At 68.3% G+C, this 19,592-nt stretch carries 21 protein-coding genes and 1 pseudogene; 9 read left to right on the top strand and 13 right to left on the bottom strand.

Annotated elements, in window-relative coordinates; genetic code table 11:
- Positions 1 to 4: 4 nt before the first annotated feature.
- Positions 5 to 328, bottom strand: a complete 324-nt coding sequence (locus ABD210_RS16180) for a plasmid stabilization protein (protein WP_344112306.1) — start codon at positions 326 to 328, stop codon at positions 5 to 7.
- A 99-nt stretch (positions 329 to 427) separates the two neighbouring features.
- Entirely contained in the window at positions 428 to 1,444 is a 1,017-nt protein-coding gene (locus ABD210_RS16185; RefSeq protein ID WP_344112307.1) for a DNA topoisomerase IB, read from the bottom strand.
- Between the two features lie 248 nt (positions 1,445 to 1,692).
- Here ABD210_RS16185 and ABD210_RS16190 point away from each other — a divergent pair, with 248 nt between their 5' ends.
- From ABD210_RS16190 to ku, 4 genes are all read left to right on the top strand, one after another.
- Positions 1,693 to 1,866 (top strand): CsbD family protein, encoded by a 174-nt coding sequence (locus ABD210_RS16190; protein WP_344112309.1) that lies wholly within the window; start codon positions 1,693 to 1,695, stop codon positions 1,864 to 1,866.
- Positions 1,867 to 1,940: 74 nt separating this feature from the next.
- A complete protein-coding gene (locus tag ABD210_RS16195) occupies positions 1,941 to 2,807 on the top strand; it encodes an alpha/beta fold hydrolase (protein WP_344112310.1) in 867 nt (288 codons plus the stop codon).
- Between the two features lie 10 nt (positions 2,808 to 2,817).
- On the top strand, positions 2,818 to 3,699 hold the full coding sequence (locus ABD210_RS16200) for a hypothetical protein (RefSeq protein WP_344112311.1): 882 nt from the start codon (positions 2,818 to 2,820) through the stop codon (positions 3,697 to 3,699).
- A gap of 61 nt (positions 3,700 to 3,760) precedes the next feature.
- Entirely contained in the window at positions 3,761 to 4,711 is a 951-nt protein-coding gene (ku, locus tag ABD210_RS16205; protein WP_344112312.1) for a non-homologous end joining protein Ku, read from the top strand.
- Positions 4,712 to 4,819: 108 nt separating this feature from the next.
- Here the strand turns inward: ku and ABD210_RS16210 are convergent, their stop codons facing one another.
- Positions 4,820 to 5,494, bottom strand: coding sequence for a hypothetical protein (locus ABD210_RS16210; RefSeq protein ID WP_344112314.1), 675 nt, complete (start codon positions 5,492 to 5,494; stop codon positions 4,820 to 4,822).
- Between the two features lie 264 nt (positions 5,495 to 5,758).
- Between ABD210_RS16210 and ABD210_RS16215 the strand changes: the two genes are divergently transcribed.
- Positions 5,759 to 7,867: a thiamine pyrophosphate-dependent enzyme gene (locus ABD210_RS16215; protein WP_344112315.1), complete on the top strand. Its 2,109-nt coding sequence runs from the start codon at positions 5,759 to 5,761 to the stop codon at positions 7,865 to 7,867.
- Between the two features lie 47 nt (positions 7,868 to 7,914).
- On the opposite strand, the gene ABD210_RS16220 is transcribed toward ABD210_RS16215, so the two are convergent.
- Together ABD210_RS16220 and ABD210_RS16225 are read right to left on the bottom strand one after the other, a co-directional pair.
- Complete coding sequence (locus ABD210_RS16220) at positions 7,915 to 8,394, bottom strand: DnaJ family domain-containing protein (RefSeq protein WP_344112317.1); 480 nt, start codon at positions 8,392 to 8,394, stop codon at positions 7,915 to 7,917.
- Positions 8,395 to 8,479: 85 nt separating this feature from the next.
- Positions 8,480 to 9,055, bottom strand: a complete 576-nt coding sequence (locus ABD210_RS16225; RefSeq protein WP_344112318.1) for a hypothetical protein — start codon at positions 9,053 to 9,055, stop codon at positions 8,480 to 8,482.
- Between the two features lie 450 nt (positions 9,056 to 9,505).
- Here ABD210_RS16225 and ABD210_RS16230 point away from each other — a divergent pair, with 450 nt between their 5' ends.
- Positions 9,506 to 11,050 (top strand): aldehyde dehydrogenase family protein, encoded by a 1,545-nt coding sequence (locus tag ABD210_RS16230; protein ID WP_344112319.1) that lies wholly within the window; start codon positions 9,506 to 9,508, stop codon positions 11,048 to 11,050.
- Here the strand turns inward: ABD210_RS16230 and ABD210_RS16235 are convergent.
- From ABD210_RS16235 to ABD210_RS16245, 3 genes and pseudogenes are all read right to left on the bottom strand, one after another.
- Positions 11,035 to 11,193: a hypothetical protein gene (locus ABD210_RS16235; protein WP_344112320.1), complete on the bottom strand. Its 159-nt coding sequence runs from the start codon at positions 11,191 to 11,193 to the stop codon at positions 11,035 to 11,037. The genes ABD210_RS16230 and ABD210_RS16235 overlap by 16 nt on opposite strands.
- An 86-nt stretch (positions 11,194 to 11,279) precedes the next feature.
- Positions 11,280 to 11,921, bottom strand: a complete 642-nt coding sequence (locus ABD210_RS16240; protein WP_344112321.1) for a hypothetical protein — start codon at positions 11,919 to 11,921, stop codon at positions 11,280 to 11,282.
- A gap of 191 nt (positions 11,922 to 12,112) precedes the next feature.
- Positions 12,113 to 12,298 (bottom strand): annotated as a pseudogene (locus ABD210_RS16245) (substrate-binding domain-containing protein); the annotation flags it as partial.
- A gap of 115 nt (positions 12,299 to 12,413) precedes the next feature.
- Here ABD210_RS16245 and ABD210_RS16250 point away from each other — a divergent pair.
- The 3 genes from ABD210_RS16250 to ABD210_RS16260 are packed head-to-tail and all read left to right on the top strand — an operon-like array spanning position 12,414 to position 14,721.
- Positions 12,414 to 13,295 carry a 5-dehydro-4-deoxyglucarate dehydratase gene (locus ABD210_RS16250; protein ID WP_344112322.1) on the top strand — a complete coding sequence of 294 codons (882 nt, stop codon included), beginning with the start codon at positions 12,414 to 12,416 and terminating at the stop codon, positions 13,293 to 13,295.
- A complete protein-coding gene (locus tag ABD210_RS16255; RefSeq protein ID WP_344112324.1) occupies positions 13,292 to 14,557 on the top strand; it encodes a glucarate dehydratase family protein in 1,266 nt (421 codons plus the stop codon). The genes ABD210_RS16250 and ABD210_RS16255 overlap by 4 nt, the downstream gene beginning before the upstream one ends.
- Positions 14,551 to 14,721 (top strand): hypothetical protein, encoded by a 171-nt coding sequence (locus ABD210_RS16260; protein WP_344112325.1) that lies wholly within the window; start codon positions 14,551 to 14,553, stop codon positions 14,719 to 14,721. The genes ABD210_RS16255 and ABD210_RS16260 overlap by 7 nt, the downstream gene beginning before the upstream one ends.
- Before the next feature lie 142 nt (positions 14,722 to 14,863).
- On the opposite strand, the gene ABD210_RS16265 is transcribed toward ABD210_RS16260, so the two are convergent.
- From ABD210_RS16265 to ABD210_RS16285, 5 genes are all read right to left on the bottom strand, one after another.
- Positions 14,864 to 15,763 (bottom strand): DUF2382 domain-containing protein, encoded by a 900-nt coding sequence (locus ABD210_RS16265; RefSeq protein WP_344112327.1) that lies wholly within the window; start codon positions 15,761 to 15,763, stop codon positions 14,864 to 14,866.
- Between the two features lie 82 nt (positions 15,764 to 15,845).
- Complete coding sequence (locus ABD210_RS16270) at positions 15,846 to 17,291, bottom strand: aromatic amino acid lyase (RefSeq protein ID WP_344112328.1); 1,446 nt, start codon at positions 17,289 to 17,291, stop codon at positions 15,846 to 15,848.
- A gap of 1 nt (position 17,292) precedes the next feature.
- Entirely contained in the window at positions 17,293 to 18,306 is a 1,014-nt protein-coding gene (locus ABD210_RS16275; protein WP_344112329.1) for an ornithine cyclodeaminase family protein, read from the bottom strand.
- A gap of 216 nt (positions 18,307 to 18,522) precedes the next feature.
- Positions 18,523 to 18,909: a pilus assembly protein CpaE gene (locus ABD210_RS16280; protein ID WP_344112330.1), complete on the bottom strand. Its 387-nt coding sequence runs from the start codon at positions 18,907 to 18,909 to the stop codon at positions 18,523 to 18,525.
- A gap of 244 nt (positions 18,910 to 19,153) precedes the next feature.
- The gene (locus tag ABD210_RS16285) at positions 19,154 to 19,567 is read right to left on the bottom strand and encodes a hypothetical protein (protein ID WP_344112332.1); all 414 of its coding nucleotides are present in this window, start codon (positions 19,565 to 19,567) and stop codon (positions 19,154 to 19,156) included.
- Positions 19,568 to 19,592: the final 25 nt, after the last annotated feature.

Raw genomic sequence — 19,592 nt, forward strand, 5'->3', positions numbered from 1 at the left:
GCCGCTAGCGGGCGACGGCCTTCTCCAGCTCGGCCTTGCTCATCTTCGAGCGGCCCTTGACGTTCTTCTGCTTGGCCTCGTTGTAGAGCTGGTCCTTGGTACGGCCCTGCGAACCGCTGTGCGAGCGGAGTCCGCCGCGGCGGCCGGAGGAGATGTCCTTGGTGGAACTGCGGCTCGCCGTCTTGGCTTCGCCGGACCGGGCCCGCTCCTTGTTCACCGTGCGGGCTGCGATCTCCTCGGCGGTGTCCTCACTGCGGCCGCGCTGCTTCAGTCCGGCCTTGATGTGCTCGTACTGCCGTTCGCGCTTCTTGCTCGATCCTGCGGGCATGTCGATCTCCTTTCACGCTGCTCGCCAAGTACCCCGTGAGGTGTCCCGCAATCAGCTCGGCGGTGCTGGCACAGGGTTGGCCGCACGCGCCGGAACCGGCTATTCGTCGCTGTCCGCCACCAGCCGCGCGACCGAACGTTCCAGCGTCTCCCGTACTTCGGTGTCGCCGAGGTCGTCCGAACCGGTCCGGGAGATCGCGCGGGCGATCGTGTGACCCTGCTCGTACTCCGTGATCACCCGCGGGTCCACGTAGGAGACCCGGGCCACCGTCGGGGTGTTGCCGAGGTGATCGGAGACCTCCTCGAGCATCGACTTCACCGAGGATCTGGCAGCCTTCCTGGTCTCCGGCGGATCGGCCTCGGCCAGCTCCACCGCCGCATGCACCGTGGCGGTCCAGGTCCGCAGATCCTTCACCGTGTACTCGTCGCCGACCAGCTCGTGGAACCGCTCGTTGATCAGGGTCGCGTCGATCTCGTGCCAGCCACTCTCGTCGCGGTACATCAGCAGACGCGGATTGCCGTGCCGGCTGCGCTTGAGCGCGGACACTGCCGCCACCAGCCGGTCGTCGTCCAGCTCGAGCGTGCGCCGGATGCCACCTTTGGCGGTGAAGTCGAAGGCCAGCTTGCCCTTGCGGACCCGGACATCCTTCCGGAGCAGTGTGGCGGCTCCCCGGCTCCCGTACTCCTCGGCGTACCGGGTGTTGCCGGTGCGGAAGACGCCGTGGTCGAGCATGCGGAGTGCGACCGCAAGCACCCGGCCCCGGCCGAGGCCCTCGGCGCAGAGGTCGCGGTCCACCGCTTGGCGGAACTCGGGCAGCTTGTCGGCCAGGCGGCGGACGCGATCGTGCTTGTCCGTGTCCTGCGCGATGCGCCACTCGTCGTGATACAGGTACTGCCGGCGCCCGGCCTCATCGGTGCCGACGGCCTGGATGTGGCCGTTCGGGTAGGGACAGATCCAGACGTCCTTCCAGGCCGGCGGGATCGCCAGCATGCGGATCCGGTCGAGGATCTCGGCGTCGGTCACCCGGTTGCCTTCGGCATCGAGATAGCCGAATCCCTTGCCTCGCCGGCGCCTGGTCAGGCCCGGCTTGTCGGGATTACCACGTCGCAACCGCATGCGCCTTCGGTACCCGGAGACAAACTGCTTCTCGGTGCCTCCGGCGTCGAAGCTGGTGAGGAAGACGTCGCCGTTGCCGCACGCGGGCTGGGCGGCGGTGCTCCCGGCGGTGAGGCCGGACAGGTACGCCGTACCGCCGCTGCCGGTGGCGAAAACGATTACAAGAGGCCGATAGCAAGAAGGCGAATGGGATGCGCCGGGCTGGGCACCGGAGCCTTGTCAGATCCGGCACCACACAGGAGGAAGCGATGGGTATCGGGGACAAGATCAAGAACGCCGCCGAAAGCGCCAAGGGCGAGACCAAGGAGAAGGTCGGCGACGCGACCGACAACGAAGACCTGCAGGCCGAAGGCCAGGGCGAGAAGTCCGTGGCCGACCTGAAGCAGGCCGGCGAAAAGGTCAAGGACGCCTTCAAGGACTGAGTGCCGCCCCTCTGAGTTCCCCGCGCCCCCATCAGCAGACCGCTGGTGGGGGCAGCCATGATCGGAGCGACGACGTGTTCGAAGGATTCACCCTGGAGCGGATCGACACCGGCGAGGTGACGTTGCGGGTGCGCCACGGCGGATCCGGGCCGCCGGTGGTGCTACTGCACGGTCATCCGCGGACCCATACGACGTGGTACCAGGTCGCGCCCGCGCTCGCCGCGGACTTCACCGTGGTCTGTCCGGATCTCCGCGGCTACGGCCAGTCGGACAAGCCCGCCGCGGACGAGGACCATACGCAGTACTCGAAGCGATCGATGGCGGCCGACATCGTCGGGCTGATGGTTGCCCTCGGCCATGAACAGTTCGCCGTCGTCGGGCATGACCGCGGCTCCCAGGTCGCCTACCGCACCGCGATGGATCATCCGGAGCGGGTGAGCAAGCTGGTCGTGATGGACGGCGTCCCGGTGGTCGAGGCCCTCGAACGGTGCGATTCGGACTTCGCCGAGGCCTGGTGGCACTGGTGGTTCTTCGCCCAGACCGCGAAGCCGGCCGAGCGGGTGATCTGCGCGGATCCCGAGACCTGGTACAACGCGTGGACATCGAACGGCCCGGACCAGCTGGGCCCGGAGAACCACGCCGATTTCCTGGCGGCAATCCGCGATCCCGCGACCGTGCATGCGATGGTCGAGGACTACCGGGCCGGTCCCCGCTGCGACCGCCGGCACGACGAGGACTATCGCGCGGCCGGACGGCAGCTCGAGTGCCCGATGCTGATGCTGTGGTCGACCAAGGACGACATGGAGGAGATCTACGGCGACCCGCTGGCGGTCTGGCGCCCGTGGTGTCCGGGGATCGTCGGGCACGGGATCGACTCGCCCCACCACATCGCCGAAAATGCCCCGGCCGAGCTCGTTCAGAGCCTGCAGGAGTTCCTGTAGCGTCAGCCGGGTGGACTTCGAGGAAGCGGCGAGCCGGCTCTATGCCACGCCCGCGGGCGACTTCATTGCCACTCGCAACGAGCTCGCCAAGCAGCTCAAGGCGGACGGCGACCAGCTCGGCTCGACCCGCCTGAAGGCGCTGCGCAAGCCCACGGTGGCAGCCTGGCTGACGAACCTGGTGGCTCATGAGCTGCCGGACGAGATCGACGACCTGCTCGCGCTCGGGGACGAGTTCCGGGAGGCGACGGCAGACCTCGACGGCGAGCGGCTGCGGGAGCTGACCCCGAAGCGACACAAGCTGCTCGACAAGCTGTCGAAGGAAGCCACCAAGCTCTCCGAGCGGGAGGGCCAGAAGGTCAGCGCGGATGTCGGGCAGAAGTTGCGGGAGACCCTCGACGCGGCGCTGGTCGATCCAGCCGCGGGCGAGGCCGTGCGTGAAGGCCGGTTGAGCAGCGCGCTGCGCCATGTCGGTTTCGGCGTCGTCGACGAAAGTGGCGAACCCTCCAATGTGATGCCGCTGACCGACGAGCGCCGGCAACGGGCGCAGGAGCGCCGCGCCAAGTCCTCGGCCAAGGAGGCGGAGGAGACTGCCGCCAAGGAGTCCGCCGCTGAGAAGGCCAAGCGCGAGAAGGCCGAACGCGACCAGGAGGAACGCGAGGCCGCCGAGAAGGCGCAGGCCAAGCAGGAACTGGAGGACGCGGTCGCCGCGGCCAAGCAGGCGGAGACCTCGGTGGAAGACCTCGCCGGACAACTGGACCAGGCCAGGGAAGCCCTCGCGGATGCCCAGGAGGCAGTCCACCGGATCGGCGACGAGCTCGACGAGGCCCGGAAGGCCGCCCGCGCCGCCCAGAAGGAAAGCCGCGAGGCACGTAAACGGTACAACCGTCTCTGAGCTGGGTACTCGACGCTGACAGGACACTAGTTCTCAACGCTCGGAGCGAAGGGAGTCGGTGATGGCGCGGGCGATCTGGAATGGCTACATCAACTTCGGGCTGGTCTCGGTGCCGGTCGGGCTGTTCAGCGCGACCGAGGAGCACGAGCTGGACTTCCACCAGTTCCAGCGCGGCACCTCCGACCGGATCCGCTACAAGCGGGTGAACGAGCGGACCGGCCGTGAGGTCGACTACGACAAGATCGTCAAGGGCCACGACCTCGGGGGCGGCAAGTACGTCATCGTCGAGCAGGACGAACTGGCCGACATCGCGCCCGGCCGGTCCCGCTCGCTGGAGATCTCGCAGTTCGTCGACCTGGACGAGATCGACCCGATCTACTACCAGAAGAGCTACTACCTCGGCCCCTCGGACAAGGAGAACGCCTCGGCGTACGCGTTGCTCCGGGATGCGCTGGCCAAGGCGAACCGGGCAGGCATCGCGTCGTTCGTGATGCGCAGCAAGGAATATCTGGCCTGCATCCGGGCCGACGACAAGGTGCTCGTGCTGGAGACCATGTACTTCGCCGACGAGATCCGCGACCCCGTCGAGGTGATCGGCTCGCTGCCGGCGAAGTCGAGCGGCGGGAAGCAGCTGTCGATGGCGGTCGACCTGATCGAGGCGATGAGCGGCCCGTGGCGCCCGGTCGACTACAAGGACAGCTACACCGAGCGGGTGAAGAAGCTCGTCGACACCAAGCGCAAGGGCAAGGAGGTCGTCTTCAACGAGGAGGAGCCCGAGGCAACCCCTGTGACCGACCTCGTCTCAGCCCTCCGAGCCAGCGTCGAAGCCGCCCGCGCCCGACGCCAGGGCGGATCTGCAGCGAAGAAGACGACCGCCAAGAAGACGACCGGCAAGAAGGCCGCCGGCAAGAGGACCGCCGACAAGAAGGCGGCAGCCAAGAAGACGACCGCGAAGAAGGCGGCGACGAAGAGGCCGGCCAAGAAGACCGCGGCCAAGAAGAAGGCTGCTTGAGGCGGACCGCCAACACTCACCTTCGGCGACCAGCACACTGGCGTTGAGCGTGGACGAGCTCCCGCGGCGGCCGCGGAGAGAGGTTGGTGAGTGCTGGCGGTCCGGGCCCTACTCGCCGGGTCTCGGGAGCAGGAAGGTGCCGGGGTCGGTGGACGCGCCGGCTTCGATCCAGCGCTGGAAGCCGTCGGGATTGCGGCGCTCGAACTCGTCCAGGCAGATCCGCCGAACCTCGGCGACCGCCTGCCTGTCCCGCGGGCCGGCGCCCTCGGCCAGCGTCATGGTCGTCTCGCACCAGACACCGCAGAGTTCCTCGATGCTGAGCGGGCACTGGAGCGACGCGATCAACCTCTCGTCCTCTAGCGCCTGCAGCCTGCTCAGTTCCGCCAGCCCGCCATACGCACGCTTCCGGCGGCTTCGCTGCACCCAGACCCGGGAGTGCACCAGGTCGATGACCACGGCGAGGAGCGCCGCGATCATCGCGACGACCATGCCGAGGGCGCCATAGGCGAGCAGGCTGACCACGCCCGGCACGCACAGCACAGCTCCGGCCGCACAGATCGCGACCACGATCGGTGAGTCGTACGGCGCATCGTCCGCGACCTGCCGTATCACCGTGGCGAGCGGCCACACGAGAAAGAACACCACTGCGAGCAGGATGGACGCGGCCTTGGGACCGAGCAGCAGGACCCCGGCCAGCAATCCAGCCGTACCGATTCCCACACCGGCCGCGATCGCCGTGCGCCGAAGCAAGGGGGAAAGCTGCATGTCGCCGAACTCACTCATAGTAGTGGTGGGAACACCCTCGTGGGTACCCCCGCCGACCACCGCCAAACTGGTCCCGAAGCGCGCCCCAGCACCCCTGCCGCCGGGCGGCGTCGACACCCCGACAACGAACGAGGACCCCAGCCGGTTCCCGCGACCGTGTCAGGCTGTCCCGGCAACTGCTCGCCCACTGCGTCAACTCCGGTGGTGAGCCGGCCTCGGAGCTGGTCAGATTCGAGTCGCCGGCCCGCTGATCCGGCGGCCCGCACCCGTAGACTCTGGCGCATGAGCCAGGTCGATGAGCTCTTCGCCCAGCGCGTCCAGGCTCTCAAGCCCGCGCCCTGCGACCACCCTGCTGAGCTCCTGTGCGGCCTGTACGACGCGCAGCTCGGCAGCAGGCACGCCGATCTCGCGGCCAGGTGGTTGCAGGCGACTGGCCACGGCTTCTACACGATCGGGTCGTCCGGCCACGAGGGGAACGCCGGGGTCGCCGCGGCTCTCCACCCGACCGACCCGGCGCTGCTGCACTACCGCTCCGGCGCCTTCTACCTCGCCCGTGCCGCGCAACACCAGGACAAGGACGGCATCCGCGACATCCTGCTCGGCGTGGCCGCGGCGACCACCGAGCCGATCTCGGGCGGCCGGCACAAGGTGTTCGGGCGGCACGACCTGGCGATCATTCCGCAGACATCGACGATCGCCTCACATCTGCCCCGCGCCATGGGCGTCGCCTTCTCGATCGCCCGGGCGGCCAAGCTGGCCGTACCGTCGCCGTGGCCGACGGACTCGATCGTGGTGACCAGCTTCGGGGACGCGTCGGCGAATCACTCGACGGCTACCGGGGCGATCAACGCGGCGCAGCACGCGTCGTACCAGGGAATTCCGATGCCGTTGCTGCTGGTCTGCGAGGACAACGGGATCGGCATCAGCGTGCGGACACCCGACGGCTGGATCAAGCAGGCGTACGGGCAGCGCCCCGGATTGCGGTACTTCGATGCGGATGGCACAGATCTCGCCGCGACCCTGACGATGGCGACGGAAGCAGCGACCTTCGTACGCCGGAACCGCCGGCCCGCGTTTCTCCGGCTCCGAACCGTGCGGCTGATGGGCCACGCCGGATCCGACGTGGAAGCCGCGTACCGGAGCCCGGCCGAGGTCACGGCTGACGAGGAGCTGGATCCACTGCTCGGCACCGCTCGTCTCCTGCTCGGTGCGGGGTTCCATCAGGACGAGGTGGTCGAGCTCTACGAGAACAAGCGGGCCGAGGTGATGCGGATCGCCCGCGAGGTGGCGGGACTGCCGCAACTGGAGTCGGCCCAGGCTGTTGCCGCGCCGCTGCGCTACCCGAATGCCGCGGTGGTCGCGAAGACGCTGCCAGGTCACCACCTCGAACAGAGCGAGCGGCTCACGCTCAGCCAGTCGATCAACCGTGCCCTGGGGGACGTGCTCGCGTCGTACCCGGAGGCCATGGTTTTCGGGGAGGACGTCGGCCGCAAGGGCGGGGTCTATGGAGTGACTCGCGGGCTGCAGAAGTCGTACGGGCCGGCCCGGGTGTTCGACACCTTGCTGGACGAGCAGTCGATCCTCGGCCTGGCGCTCGGCGCCGGGGTGTCGGGCTTGCTGCCGATTCCCGAAGTTCAGTACCTCGCCTATCTGCACAACGCGGAGGACCAGCTGCGGGGTGAGGCGGCGTCGCTGAAATTCTTCTCGCAGGGGCAGTACCGGAATCCGATGCTGCTGCGGATCGCCGGATACGGCTACCAGAAGGGGTTCGGCGGCCACTTCCACAACGACGACGCGATCGGCGTACTGCGTGACATTCCCGGCCTGGTGGTCGCCTCGCCGTCACGGCCGGACGACGCGGCCGCCATGCTCCACACGTGCGCGGCGGCGGCCCGCAGCGACGGGACGGTTTGCGTGTTCCTCGAGCCGATCGCGCTGTATCACCGGCGCGATCTGCTGCGGGACGGCGACGACGAGTGGCTGGCCGACTACCCGAGCGCCCACGTACCGATCGGGAAGGGGCGGACGTACGGCGAGGGCGGCGAACTCACGCTCGTCACCTTCGGGAATGGTCTGCCGATGAGCCTGCGGGTGGCGGCGAAGCTGCCGGGCGTCAGGGTTCTGGACCTCCGCTGGTTGGTGCCGCTGCCGGTCGAGGATTTGTTGCGTGAGGCAACGGCCACCGGCCGCGTGCTGGTGGTCGACGAGACCCGGCGGTCGGGTGGCGTGTCCGAGGGCGTGCTTGCGGCACTCGTGGACGCGGGATTCAGCGGCCGGATGGCGCGGGTGACCAGCGAGGACTCGTTCGTCCCGCTGGGCGACGCGGCCCGGCAGGTCCTGCTCAGCGAACAAACCATCGAAGCCGCGGCCCGCAAACTGCTGGCCCGCTGAACCGCGGCGACCCAAGTCGGTCAACAGTGCCGGTTGGATGACGGTGATCAGCTGAACAGGCGTTGCCAAAGGGAGCGCTTGGGCTTCGGACCCTGCTGCTCCGGCTCGGCCGAGGGAGCCGGGGCGGGGTGTTCCTGCCGCCACTGCTCGATGACCGCTTCCTCGTCCATCTTGCCGACCGGGATCACCGGCCCGGTGGCGTCGCGCACCTGGACCAGGATCCGCTTGTTCAGGTCCTCGAGGTAATCGCGGACCTCGTCTTCCGTGCGCATCTTGGCCACGGTTTCCGCGATGCGCGCCTTCTCCTTGCGCAGCAGCACGGTCGGCGGCAGCAAGGCGTCCGCCTCGATCTGCTCCCGGCGGAGGAAGTCCTTGACCCACCAGTCAGGGTCATGCGGGTCCGCCAGTTTCGGGATCGGCTTGCCTTCGCCGGCCAGGTCCTCGAGGTCGCCGCGCCTCTGCGCCTCCTGGATCTGCTGCTCGACCCAGTCCCCGACGTCCATCCCGGGCGGCTTGCGCTTGGTCATGTACGCCCTCCCATGTCGCTTCGACAGGTTGCAGTACAGCGAGATTCTAACCTCTTGTGAATGAGATCACAAGCTCGTCCGGGGCTCAGTTGGGCGGAATCCGGCGATCGGGCCAGAGCTCGGGCATCGGGATGGGGACGCGCCAAATCCGGACGTCCGGATCCACCAGGCCGTGCCGGATCGCGACGTACCGCAGCAGCCGCAGCGGCCCGGCAACCAGGATGAAGGCCAGCGGCAGTTCGATCACCAAGGCGCTGAGCAGGGCCTGGATCAGGTCGCGCCCGTGGTGGCTGGTCATCACGTCGAACCACGCGTCACAGACCAGCAGCACCCCGGACGCGAACGCCGTCGGGAACAGCACCTGCCGGCGCCGCCAACCCGCGATCGCCGTCGCTGTCAGCATCACCAGCAGCAGGACGTCGAAGCCGACCCAGGTCGCGACCCAGTTGCGGGCCACATAGTGGTTCGGGAGCGTGTTCGCCAGGTAGACGATCCACGGGATCAGCGTCACCACACAGACCACCATCAGCGCCAGCCGCCACTTGCGGATCTGCTCCACCGTCCGGGCGCTCGGTCCGATCCCGTGCGGGGCGGGCGTCAGCCGCAGAATCAGCTCGCGACGTTCCGCGGACGTCATCGCCAGGATCTCTTCATCGCTCACCCGTAAACCGCTCACAGTGAATGCTCACATGTACCCCCCGCCAAACCCCGCACCCTGTCCCGAATCGACGCACCCCGCTCGAGGAGGAGACCGGCCTTGAACCGCCCCGATGTCGGTTCGTCGACCGGCAGCAGCCCCACAGGACACCAGGGCACGAGCGGCACGTCAGCCCACCCTGGCCGGCCCGCCAGCTAACCTGGGCGTCTCCTTCTCACCCCGGACTGCCTCCGACTCGGCGACATAAGCAGAACCCTTTTGGTTCAGTCATCGCTTCTCGCTCATCGCGGCAGCGGCAGCTGAACGCGCACCACGGAGCCAGGTCGGCCCGTGTTGGAGCTGCGGTGCCGGCGGATCGTTGGGGGCGGAGCAGGAGTTGCGGTGGGGTTGGCATTTGGGGGGTGGGTGGCGGAGGCTGGGCGCACCGAAGCCCGTGACCGAGAGGACCCACCTGTGTCGTCTGCCATCTTGTCCGTCGTCGCCGGGGAGCGGGTCCCGAATCCGGTCCGGACCACGCCCTCGACCAACCCGGCGAACACCGCCGACGTGGTCGGCACCATCGGGGTGGCCGGTCCTGAGGTGTTCGTCCAGGCTGCCCGGGCCGCGCGCGATGCACAGGCCGGCTGGGCGGCGTTGCCGGCTCCGCAACGCGGCCAGGTGATCGCGAACGTCGGCCGGCTGATGACGGCGAACAAGGAACGGCTGGCCGCGCTCGTCACCCGCGAGATCGGCAAGCCGGCCGCCGAGGCGCTCGGCGAGGTCCAGGAGATCATCGACACCTGCGACTTCTTCCTCGGCGAGGGCCGCCGCCTCTACGGCCAGACGGTGCCGTCGGAGATGCCGGACAAGCAACTGTTCACCTTCCGCCGTCCGGTCGGCGCGGTCGCGGTGATCTCGGCCGGCAACTTCCCCGTCGCCGTGCCGTCCTGGTACATCGTCCCGGCGCTGCTGTGCGGCAACACGGTCGTCTGGAAGCCGGCTGAATACTCGTCGGTCTGCTCCGACGCGTTCTACCAGATCTTCGCGCATGCCGGCGTACCGGCCGGGGTCCTCAACGTCGTGTATGCCGACGGTCCCGACACCTTCGCTGGGCTCGAGCAGTCGCTCGCGGCCGGCCTCATCGACAAGGTCGGCTTCACCGGGTCGAGCGAGGTCGGGACCCGGATCGGTGAACTCTGCGGCCGGTATCTGCAGACCCCCTGCCTCGAGCTCGGCGGCAAGAACCCGATGGTGATCACCGAGAACGCGGATCTCGACCTGGCGGTCGAAGGCGCCCTCTTCTCCGGCTTCGGTACTGCGGGTCAGCGGTGCACGTCGCTGGGAACAGTGATCGTGCACGAGTCGGTGCACGACGAGTTCGTCTCGCGCTTCGGTGCGGCCGTCGCCGCGGCCGCGATGGGTGATCCCACCCAGGACGTGCTGTTCGGGCCGCTGCTGGACGAGAAGTTCGCGGCCGGCTTCGAGAAGTCCCTCGGCTGGATCGCCGCGCATCACCAGGTCATCGGCACCACCGGACGAGTAACCGAGGAGAACCCGCGCGCGGGCTTCGTCGGCGATCCCGCGGCCGGGCTCTTCTACCACCCGGTGATCGTGGACGGCGTTCGCGCCGACGACGAGCTGTTTCTCAACGAGACGTTCGGGCCGATCGTGGGGATCACGACGTACGGCACGCTGGACGAGGCGATTGCCCTGGGCAACAGGCCGGGGTACGGGCTGTCCAGCTCGATCTACACCACCGATCCGCAGCAGGCGTTCAAGTTCGCGGAAGGGATCTCGGCCGGCATGGTCAGCGTGAACAACTCGACCTCCGGGGCGGAGGCACACCTACCGTTCGGCGGCAACGGCAAGTCCGGCAACGGGTCGCGGCAGAGCGGGATCTGGGTGCTCGACCAGTTCACCCGGTGGCAGTCCCTGAACTGGGACTACTCGGGCAAGCTGCAGAAGGCGCAGCTGGACACGGTCACGGTCGAAGCCGACCACAGCTACTTGCTGCCCTGATGGCGGCCACCCTGCCCGACCCGGATGATCGACGTCGCCGAGGCAGTCCGCCTAGCGCCGATCGTCTCCCCCGACGGCTTGACGGCAGCCTGCTTCTCCCCCGACGACGGGCACTGTAGGCCGAACAGAACGTCGTCTGACATGACGCTCGTGCTCACCCGCTTCGAGATCGTCCCCTGCTCGACCAGGCCGCCGGCCGGGCTTGTCAACAGCGCGGGGGTTGCGAAGGTCAGGGTTGGCCGGGGCCGTTGGGGTCCGGCGGCCAGTTGTCGGGATTGCACCAGTCGGGGTCGTAGCCCTGCTGCCGGCAGTACTCCCGGATGATCTCTTCGCGGGTCGGGGGCCGGGGCGTGGTCGGCCTGTTCGGCTTGGCCGTCTTGGTGGCCGTCTTGGTCGGCACCGGGCTCTGCTCCTCGGAGCGTTGCACCTTCTTGGTGGTCCGCGTCCTCGTCGGTACGGTCGATGGTTTCACCGTGGTCTTCTGCACCGGTGGCGGAGCGGAGGGCAAGGTCGTCGGAGTCGGCGTGCTCGTCGGCGTCGGCGTGATGGACGGGCCCGGCGTGCTGTCGTCGACGAGCTTGGCCGCCTGCGGTCTCGGCTGCTGGTGGTCGAACAGGCCGATCGCGTTCAGGGCCCAGAGATTCACCGCGAGGAACAACGCGATCCCGCCGGCTCCGGCGATCACCGTCCGCCGGGAGGGTCCGCCGTACCGGCCGACCGGTCCGCGGACCGGATTGCCCTTGCCGTCGTCCCAGAACCGCCAGCCGTCGGGCGCGGGCGGCCACGACGGATCGGGACGCCAGGTCTTCGGCGGCACCCAGCTCCGACGAGGCGGCGTAGGCCAGTTCGGCGGAACCACGAACCGCTTCACGAAACCTCCACGTCGCCGACGGAAAAACCCGACCCAGGCTAGTTGATCCACCCGGACCCCGACACCCCAGTCGAGTAAGCACCCGGTAAGAACCGCTCACCCAGACAGATCCCCAACGAAGCGGGACCCGGAAAAGCTACTTCTCCTCTCGCTACTTCGGCGTGTCGCGTGGACTCAGCTCTCACCAACGGTCAGATCGACCTGCCACACCGCAGCGGCCGGCACCTCCGGCAAGCCCACTCGGTTTGCTCGAGGATCTCGCCGGCCTGGCGGCCGAGTTCATCGCGCGAGACCGAGACCGTGGTCAGGTTGGAGTGGGCGACGCGGTCGAGCGCGAGGTCGTCGAAGCCGATCAGCGAGATCTCGGCGGGCACGGAGCTGCCGAGCTCGCAGCCGGGCCAAGGCGCCGAGCGCCACCAGGTCGTTGTAGCTCAGGCTCGCTGTCACAGGATACCCTCGCTGGGCAAGCGCTTACCAACCAAGGGACGCACCGTGACATTGCAGCTCGACCGCCTGTCCTCCTTCCCCGTCACCGCGTTCGATGCCGACGGCAACCTCGCCCTCGATCCGTACCGGGAACACCTGCGGCACCAGCTCGACGCGGGCCCGGCGGCCATCTTCGCCTGCTGCGGGACCGGCGAGTTCTTCTCACTCACCCTCGACGAGTACGCCGCCGCGGTGCGCGCCGCGGTCGCGGAGGCCGCAGGCGCGCTGCCCGTGTTCGCCGGCATCGGCTACGGCACCGCCATGGCCCGGCAGTTCGCCGCGGCGGCGCGGGAGGCCGGCGCAGACGGGTTGCTGGTGTTGCCGCCCTATCTGGTGAAGCCGTCGCAGCAAGGTCTGCTCGACCACTTCCGGGCGCTGGCCGCGACCGCCGGGCTGCCGCTGATCGCCTATCAGCGCGACAACGCGATCTTCACCGCGGACAGCGTCGCGGAGCTCGCCCGGATCCCGGGCATGATCGGGTTCAAGGACGGCCTGGGTGATCTCGATCTGCTCCAGCGGATGATGGCCGTGGCACCCGATCTGACGTACTTCAACGGACTACCGACAGCCGAGGTGACGGCCCGCTCGTACGCCGCGATCGGAGTACGGGCGTACTCGTCGGCGGTGCATTGCTTCGCGCCCGAGATCGCGCATGCGTACGAGGGCGGGCTGGAGGAGTTATTGCCCGAGTTCTACCTGCCGCTGGTCCGGCTCCGGGACAAAGGCGCGGGCTATGCGGTCTCGCTGGTCAAGGCGGCCGTGCGGAGGCGGTGGACCGATGTCGGGTCGGTCCGGTCACCACTCACCGATCCCCTGCCGGAACACCTGGAGGAACTCGACCAACTCCTGGAACAAGGCCTGACCGTCGTCCGGAAGGGAACCGCATGAAGCTCACCGAGGTCGTCATCACCCCGATCGCGATGAAGGACCCACCGCTGCGCAACATCCAGGGCGTGCACCAGCCGTACGCGCTCCGGTCGATCCTCCAGGTCCACACCGACGAGGGCCTCACCGGCCTGGGCGAGACGTACGGCGATCTGGCGATCCTCACCGCTCTCCGCGGGGTCGGACCGCGGCTGGCAGGGCTGGATCCGTTCGACCTCAACGGACTCGAGCGGATCATCCGGGAGACGCTCGGCTCGGCCGCGGGCCTTGCGACGCACGGGCTCGTCGGAGAAGCGAGTGACGAGAAGACCCTGGCCACGGTCCTGTCGGCCTTCGAAGTAGCCTGCTGGGATCTGCAGGGGAAGGCGCTCGGTCGGCCGGTCGTCGAACTGCTTGGCGGCAAGGTCCGGGACCGCGTTCCCTACAGCGGCTACCTCTTCTTCAAACCCGCGACACACACCCCCGATCCCGGCTATCCCGCCGACGCGTGGGGCGAGGCCATGGATGCCGAGGGGATCGTCGCCCAGGCCCGGCGCATGGTCGGCAGCCACGGCTTCAAGTCGCTCAAGCTGAAGGGCGGAGTGCTCCCGCCGCAGGACGAGGCCGACGTGATCCTCGCCCTCCGGGATGCCTTCCCCGACCACCCGCTGCGACTCGACCCGAACGCAGGTTGGACCGTCGCCAGCAGCGTTGCCGTCGGCAAGAAACTCGAGGGGGTGCTGGAATACCTCGAGGATCCGACTGCCGGGATCGAAGGCATGGCCGAGGTGGCTCGCCAAGTCTCGATGCCACTGGCAACCAATATGTGCGTGACCGCCTTCAGTCATCTGCCGCCGGCCGTTCGCGTGGACGCGGTGCAAGTGGTCCTGTCGGATCACCACTTCTGGGGCGGACTGCGCCGCTCGCGGGAGCTGGCGGCGATCTGCCGGACCTGGGGCATCGGGTTGTCGATGCACTCGAACTCTCATCTCGGGATCAGCCTCGCCGCGATGACGCACCTGGCCGGGGCGACTCCGGAACTCACCTACGACTGCGACACGCACTACCCGTACTTGGTGGAGGACGTAGTACAGGCAGGGGTGTTGGAGTTCATCGATGGCGCCGTCGCTGTGCCTGACGGGCCTGGGCTGGGGGTCGAGCTGGATCTGGATTCGCTCGGACGGTTGGCCGAGCAGTACGAGAAGTGTGGGTTCGACACCCGCGACGACATCACCCCCATGCTGGCCGTCCAGCCCGGTTGGGATCCCGTGACGCCGCGATGGTGAGCCACGGCGCGTTCGCCTACACCTGGGATCTGGTCGGCGATCCGGCCGCGGCCGAGCGGTTCGCGGCGTTGGCCATCGACACGGTGACCCCGCAGGCCGCCTATCACTCGGTGCGAGCGACCACCGCCTGGCATCCGGCGCACGGCTGGGCGGTCGGCGGCTGACGGCTGACGGCTGGAGCCTCCCGCCTTCGGCTGCGTTGAGTGTGCGAACTGTGCGACCGAGTGAAGGGACCGTGTCGCCGGAAATCGGTTTCCGACGACACGGTCCCTACAGTCGATGCAGTGATAGAGGTGCAGGATCGACCTAGCTCCTGCGGTGCTTGGGGTCGGTGGTGTCTTCGACCTCGATCTGTTCCTTGCGGACGGTGTCGCTGACCTGCTGCTCGTCGCGCACTGTCTCGGTGTCGAGTCCGACGCGTTCGACCGGGACGGTCTCCTTCGCCACCACCGGACGCTCCTCGTGGAGCACGACCTCGCGCTCGTCCTCCTGGATGTCGCCGCCGCGGGCCTCACCGTCACCGATCGGCTCGCGGGTGACGTGGACCTCCTCGTGGCTGACGGGCACGGTGACCTGCTGCTCCTCGGTCACCACGTGCTTGTGCAACCGCACCCGACCGGTCTCCACCGTCTCGGTCCCGGCCCGCAGTCGCTCCTCCGACCGGACCATCGACTCCTGTCCGTCCACACCACGACCATCCCTGCCACGCGCATCCATACCGCGCGCACTCAGGTCCTGCCCGTCCATGCCGTGCGCGTCCATGCCGTGCTCGCTCATGCCCTGCTCGTTCGTGCCCGGGCGCCGCAGACCGTTGCCGGACATGCCCTGCCCGGCGGCGGCATCGTCGTACCGGCCCGGTTGGCTCTGGCCGGAACGCGGCTGACCCGGCATCGCGGACTTCAGGTCGTAGTGCCGGTAGAGCTCTGCGGCCTCAGCCTCGGACAGATGGCCCTGGTCGTCGATGCGCGGCGCGTCCTTGATCGTGTCCTTGCGGGCGCCGAGGTGCAGGCCGTCGCGTTCGGTGTGCGCGCCGGTCAGCGGCACGAAGGATTCCTTGTTCCCGAACAGTCCGGTCTTCACCGTCACCCACTCAGGCTCACCGGACAGGTCCGATGCGTAGAGGTTGGCTACGGTGCCGACCTTGTTGCCCTCTACGTCGTAGACATCCTTGCCGATGGCCCTTTCCAGTTCCTGCGCGGTGCTCATTTCTTCAATCCCCGTTTCTTGTCGTCGGCAACTGCCTTCGACCGCCGGGTACCCGCAGTCACGGGAAGCAAACAATCCGTGATCAGATCACTTCTTCAATCAACCGCTGCAGATCCACGCCGAGCGGGCGGTCCGCCTCGATCAGCGGTACGACGTTCGCCACCGACTCGAGGAACTCCCGCAACCCGGCCGGCACCACCCGCTTCGACAGCGCGAACGCCTGGTAGACCGCCAGCAGTTCGCACGCCAGCACCTCCCGCGAGAGCCGAACCGCCTCGCCCAATCCGCCGGCGGCCTCCCACGAGAAACTCTGCACATCCTCTTGTCCATTGGACGTCTCGGTCGATCCGATTGCCGACGGCAACGCCAACCGCCGCAGACTGTGCACACTCGCTACAGCCCGCTTGTGTACTGCGACCAGCCCCGCCTGCGGACCTGGCTCGTGGGCCAACTGCGCGGGCAATCCCGTCACGGCCGGGTCCAGCAACCTGTGCAAGCGAGCGGCCGAAACCTCGGACGCATGAGCCAGCGCGGCAACCAGTTGATCGCAGTGCGCCGCGAGGTCGATGCCATGAAATCCCGCGGTCCCGACGAACTCGGCGTCAAGAAAGGCAGGCGAATCGGTCACACCATTGAGCGCACGTTCGACAGCCTCTTCCAGCCGGGCCACCGATCGCCTGGCATGTGAGATCACGTGTCCCGCCACCCGGAACGAGACCGGCGCCTGCAACGACCGCGGCTCGTCTTCGGGCCCGGCGAGCTCAAGGATCCTTGCCAGCTCAGCCGTCAGTACGTCATCACCCCTTCCGCACAAGGGGTTGTACGGATCGCGATTGGCTCCGACGACCACAATGGCAGCCGCGGCGACCAAACTCATCCTGTCCACAAGCCGCCGGCTCCGCCCGACCTGCAACCAAGCCCGCCCAGTTGCCCCAGGAATCCCCGCCAACAAGGCGATCCCTTCCTTAGGCCCGAGCTCGAAGTCCGATCCGGTGGAGTTGGGGTGCAGCTCGGCGGGTGGTTCGCCAGTGAGGTAGCGGATGGTTGCGTCTGGGTCCACTACTGCGCCGATGCCGACGAGTGGTCCGAAGGCGTGGGCGAGCGGGATGATCTCGCCGGCTGATCCGGCTCCGCCTGCCGGGATCGCGGGCACCAGTCCGCTGTTGAGCAAGGCGACCAGTTGTTGGCAGAGCTCCGCGGAGACGCCCGCATCACCTGTCAGGAAGGTCCGCAGCCGGGCGACCACCACAGCGCGTGCTTCGTCTCGGGGCAACCACGGTGGGCCGCCGACAGCCCTTCCCAGCAAGAGATTCCGCTGATGGATCGCCTGCTCCAGCTCGGTCAGTCGAACCTTGCTCAGGGCGCCCATCCCGGTGTTCACCCCATAGACCGGATTGCCCGATCGCAGAGCCGAGAGAACGTCGGCCCGAGTCGCAGTCAAGCGTTCGACAAGATCCGCCGAGAGCTCGAGCGGCCCGGGGGTTGTCAGTTGCTCCGGGCCCAGGTCTTCGGGGTGGTTGATGAGCATGTCAGTGGAACCTGAGCATTGTGCCGACGTCGGCGGACTCGGCTCGACGCAGGATCAGGTGGGCGATGGCGACGTCCAGGAGGGAGAGGCCGCGGTGCCAGAAGAGGTTGCGTTCGGCATCGTTCTCCCGGCCGGGCTTCTGGCCGGAGACGATCTGCCCGAGTTCGGCGTACAGGGTCTGGGGTGAGAGGCGGCCGGTGTCGACGTGTCGGCGGAGTGCTCCGAAGCGGCCGGACTGCGCCTCACGCCAGTCGTCGACGACCACCTTGTCCATCACGTCGAGCAGGTCGAGTTCGACCGCACTGACCGTGCCGTACGGAACCACGAAGGCTCCCGGTTTGACCGCCGCCGTTTGCAGCAACGGTTCCGGCTCGATCAGGCGGGTGGCCTCGACCAGTACGTCTGCGCCGTCGAACGCCTCCTCGGCGGTGGCGACCACCCGGACGGGCGTGGACAGTTCGGCGGAGAGTTCGGCGGCGAACTTCTCCCGCGACTCGGGCCGGCGGGACGTCACGCGGATCTCGTCGAGGTCGAAGAGGTCGTCGAGCATCGTGACGTTCCACCACGCGGTGCCGCGGGAGCCGGCGTGGCCGAGGATCTTGCTGCCGGGGCGGGCCAGGTGCCGCGCGCCGACGGTGGTCATGGCGCCGGTGCGGGCCGCGGTGATCATGGTCGCGTCCAGTACGGCGAGCGGGATCCCGGTGGTCGGGTCGAAGAGGTTGACCATGGCGAGTTCACTCGGCAGACCGACCTGGTAGTTCGGCACGAAGTCGCCGACCACCTTCACCCCGCTGACGCCGTGCTCGCCGAGCCGGTTCAGGTGGCCTCGCAGGATGTTGAAATGCCCGATCCCGCCGTTGTCCGGCTGGAGATGAACCCGCGGCTCGAAGCTGGTCTGCCCCTCGCCGTGATCCCGGACCGCCTCCTCGACCGCGTCGACGATCTCCGTCCGGGTCAACCCCAGCGAGTCGATCTCCGGCCCGGACAGGAAACGTAACCAGATGCCTTCAGGCATGAAACCTCCGCAGTAGTCGTCCTACTCCGCATGGTGCCAGGGCCGACCCAGCCCGTACTCCGCGGCTCGGTGCGGGCTGACACGGCTGCCGCCTGACGCGTCGGCAACTGAACCGCCAGTACTGGCGCGCCGTCTCGAGCCGCGGATCCAGACGCCGCGGGCAAGAGCCCGGACGCCTGCAGGCCCCGCGGCCGGTCTGCGAAATGCAGGTGCCGGTCAGCCCTTCAGGAGGGCCAGGAGGGCTTCGGCGTAGGCCTGTTCGGCGTCTTCGGCGGTGTAGCGGCCGTCGGTGAGTTCGACGGCGTAGCCGCCGGGGACGGCCTCCAGGCGGACGAAGGTGTCGCCGAGGAGTTTGCGGAGTTGTTCCTCACGGGGGAGCCAGATGACCTCGCGCTGCTCGATGCTGTCGAGCGCCCACTCGGTGGTCCCGTTGAACCCGATCACCTTGCTGCCCTGGTAGTCGTGCACCTCGACGGTCATATCGCTGACCACGAACACGTCGTCGTCCATGTCCCGGTCGGGCACCACGAACCGGTCCCCGGCCCCTGGCACCCACAGAGCCCCGGCTTTCCTCAACCGCTTTGCCTGCTCAACCGTGATCACCCCTCCATACTCCCCACCCACAGCAAGTCGCGCACCCCGACGCCCACCCTGCGGGCACGGCGGCGAGGCCTTCGACCACGGTTGTCAGTTCGACGGCCGGTCGGTCCGGGTGAGGCCCCTCAACCCGACTCCGGACCGGACCGGCCGTCGCTGGTGGTGGCACATCCTCCTTCCCGGTTGTTGCGATGGACTACCTGGAGTGGAGGTCCGCCCTGTCTGCAGAAGGCGGACGAAGGCCAGGTCCTCAGCCGATCAGGGCGTGCCGGAGCTCCGCCGCGCGGTGAGCGATCCGGTCGCGGGCGCCGGCGGCGAACCGGTGCAGCTGGAGGTCGAGGATCGCCGTCGCCTGCAGCTGGGTGACCTCCAGCAGGTCGCGGACCCGTAGTACGGCGGCGTCCCGGTCGGGGGCGGAGGCGATCGCGTCCAGCACCTCGGCCCGGCGGTCGAAAGCGCGCAGCAGGCCTTCGTAGATCTCCAGCTGCGTGTACGCCGAACGGTCGGGTTCGACAACTCCCGGGTGCACGACTCGATCGTCTCCCTTCGAGGCGCCGCGGTCGAGAGCCGCGCCCCGGACAACCTGGCGCCACAGCGCCGGTACGGCGTGGGCCCGGCTGCGGGAGCGAGCACGAGCGATCGGCAGGGCATAAGTGGTCGTCATCAGTTGCGCTCCTGATTGATGTCGG

Source organism: Kribbella alba, from assembly GCF_039529635.1.
In the GTDB taxonomy this organism is placed as follows: Bacteria; Actinomycetota; Actinomycetes; order Propionibacteriales; family Kribbellaceae; genus Kribbella; species Kribbella alba.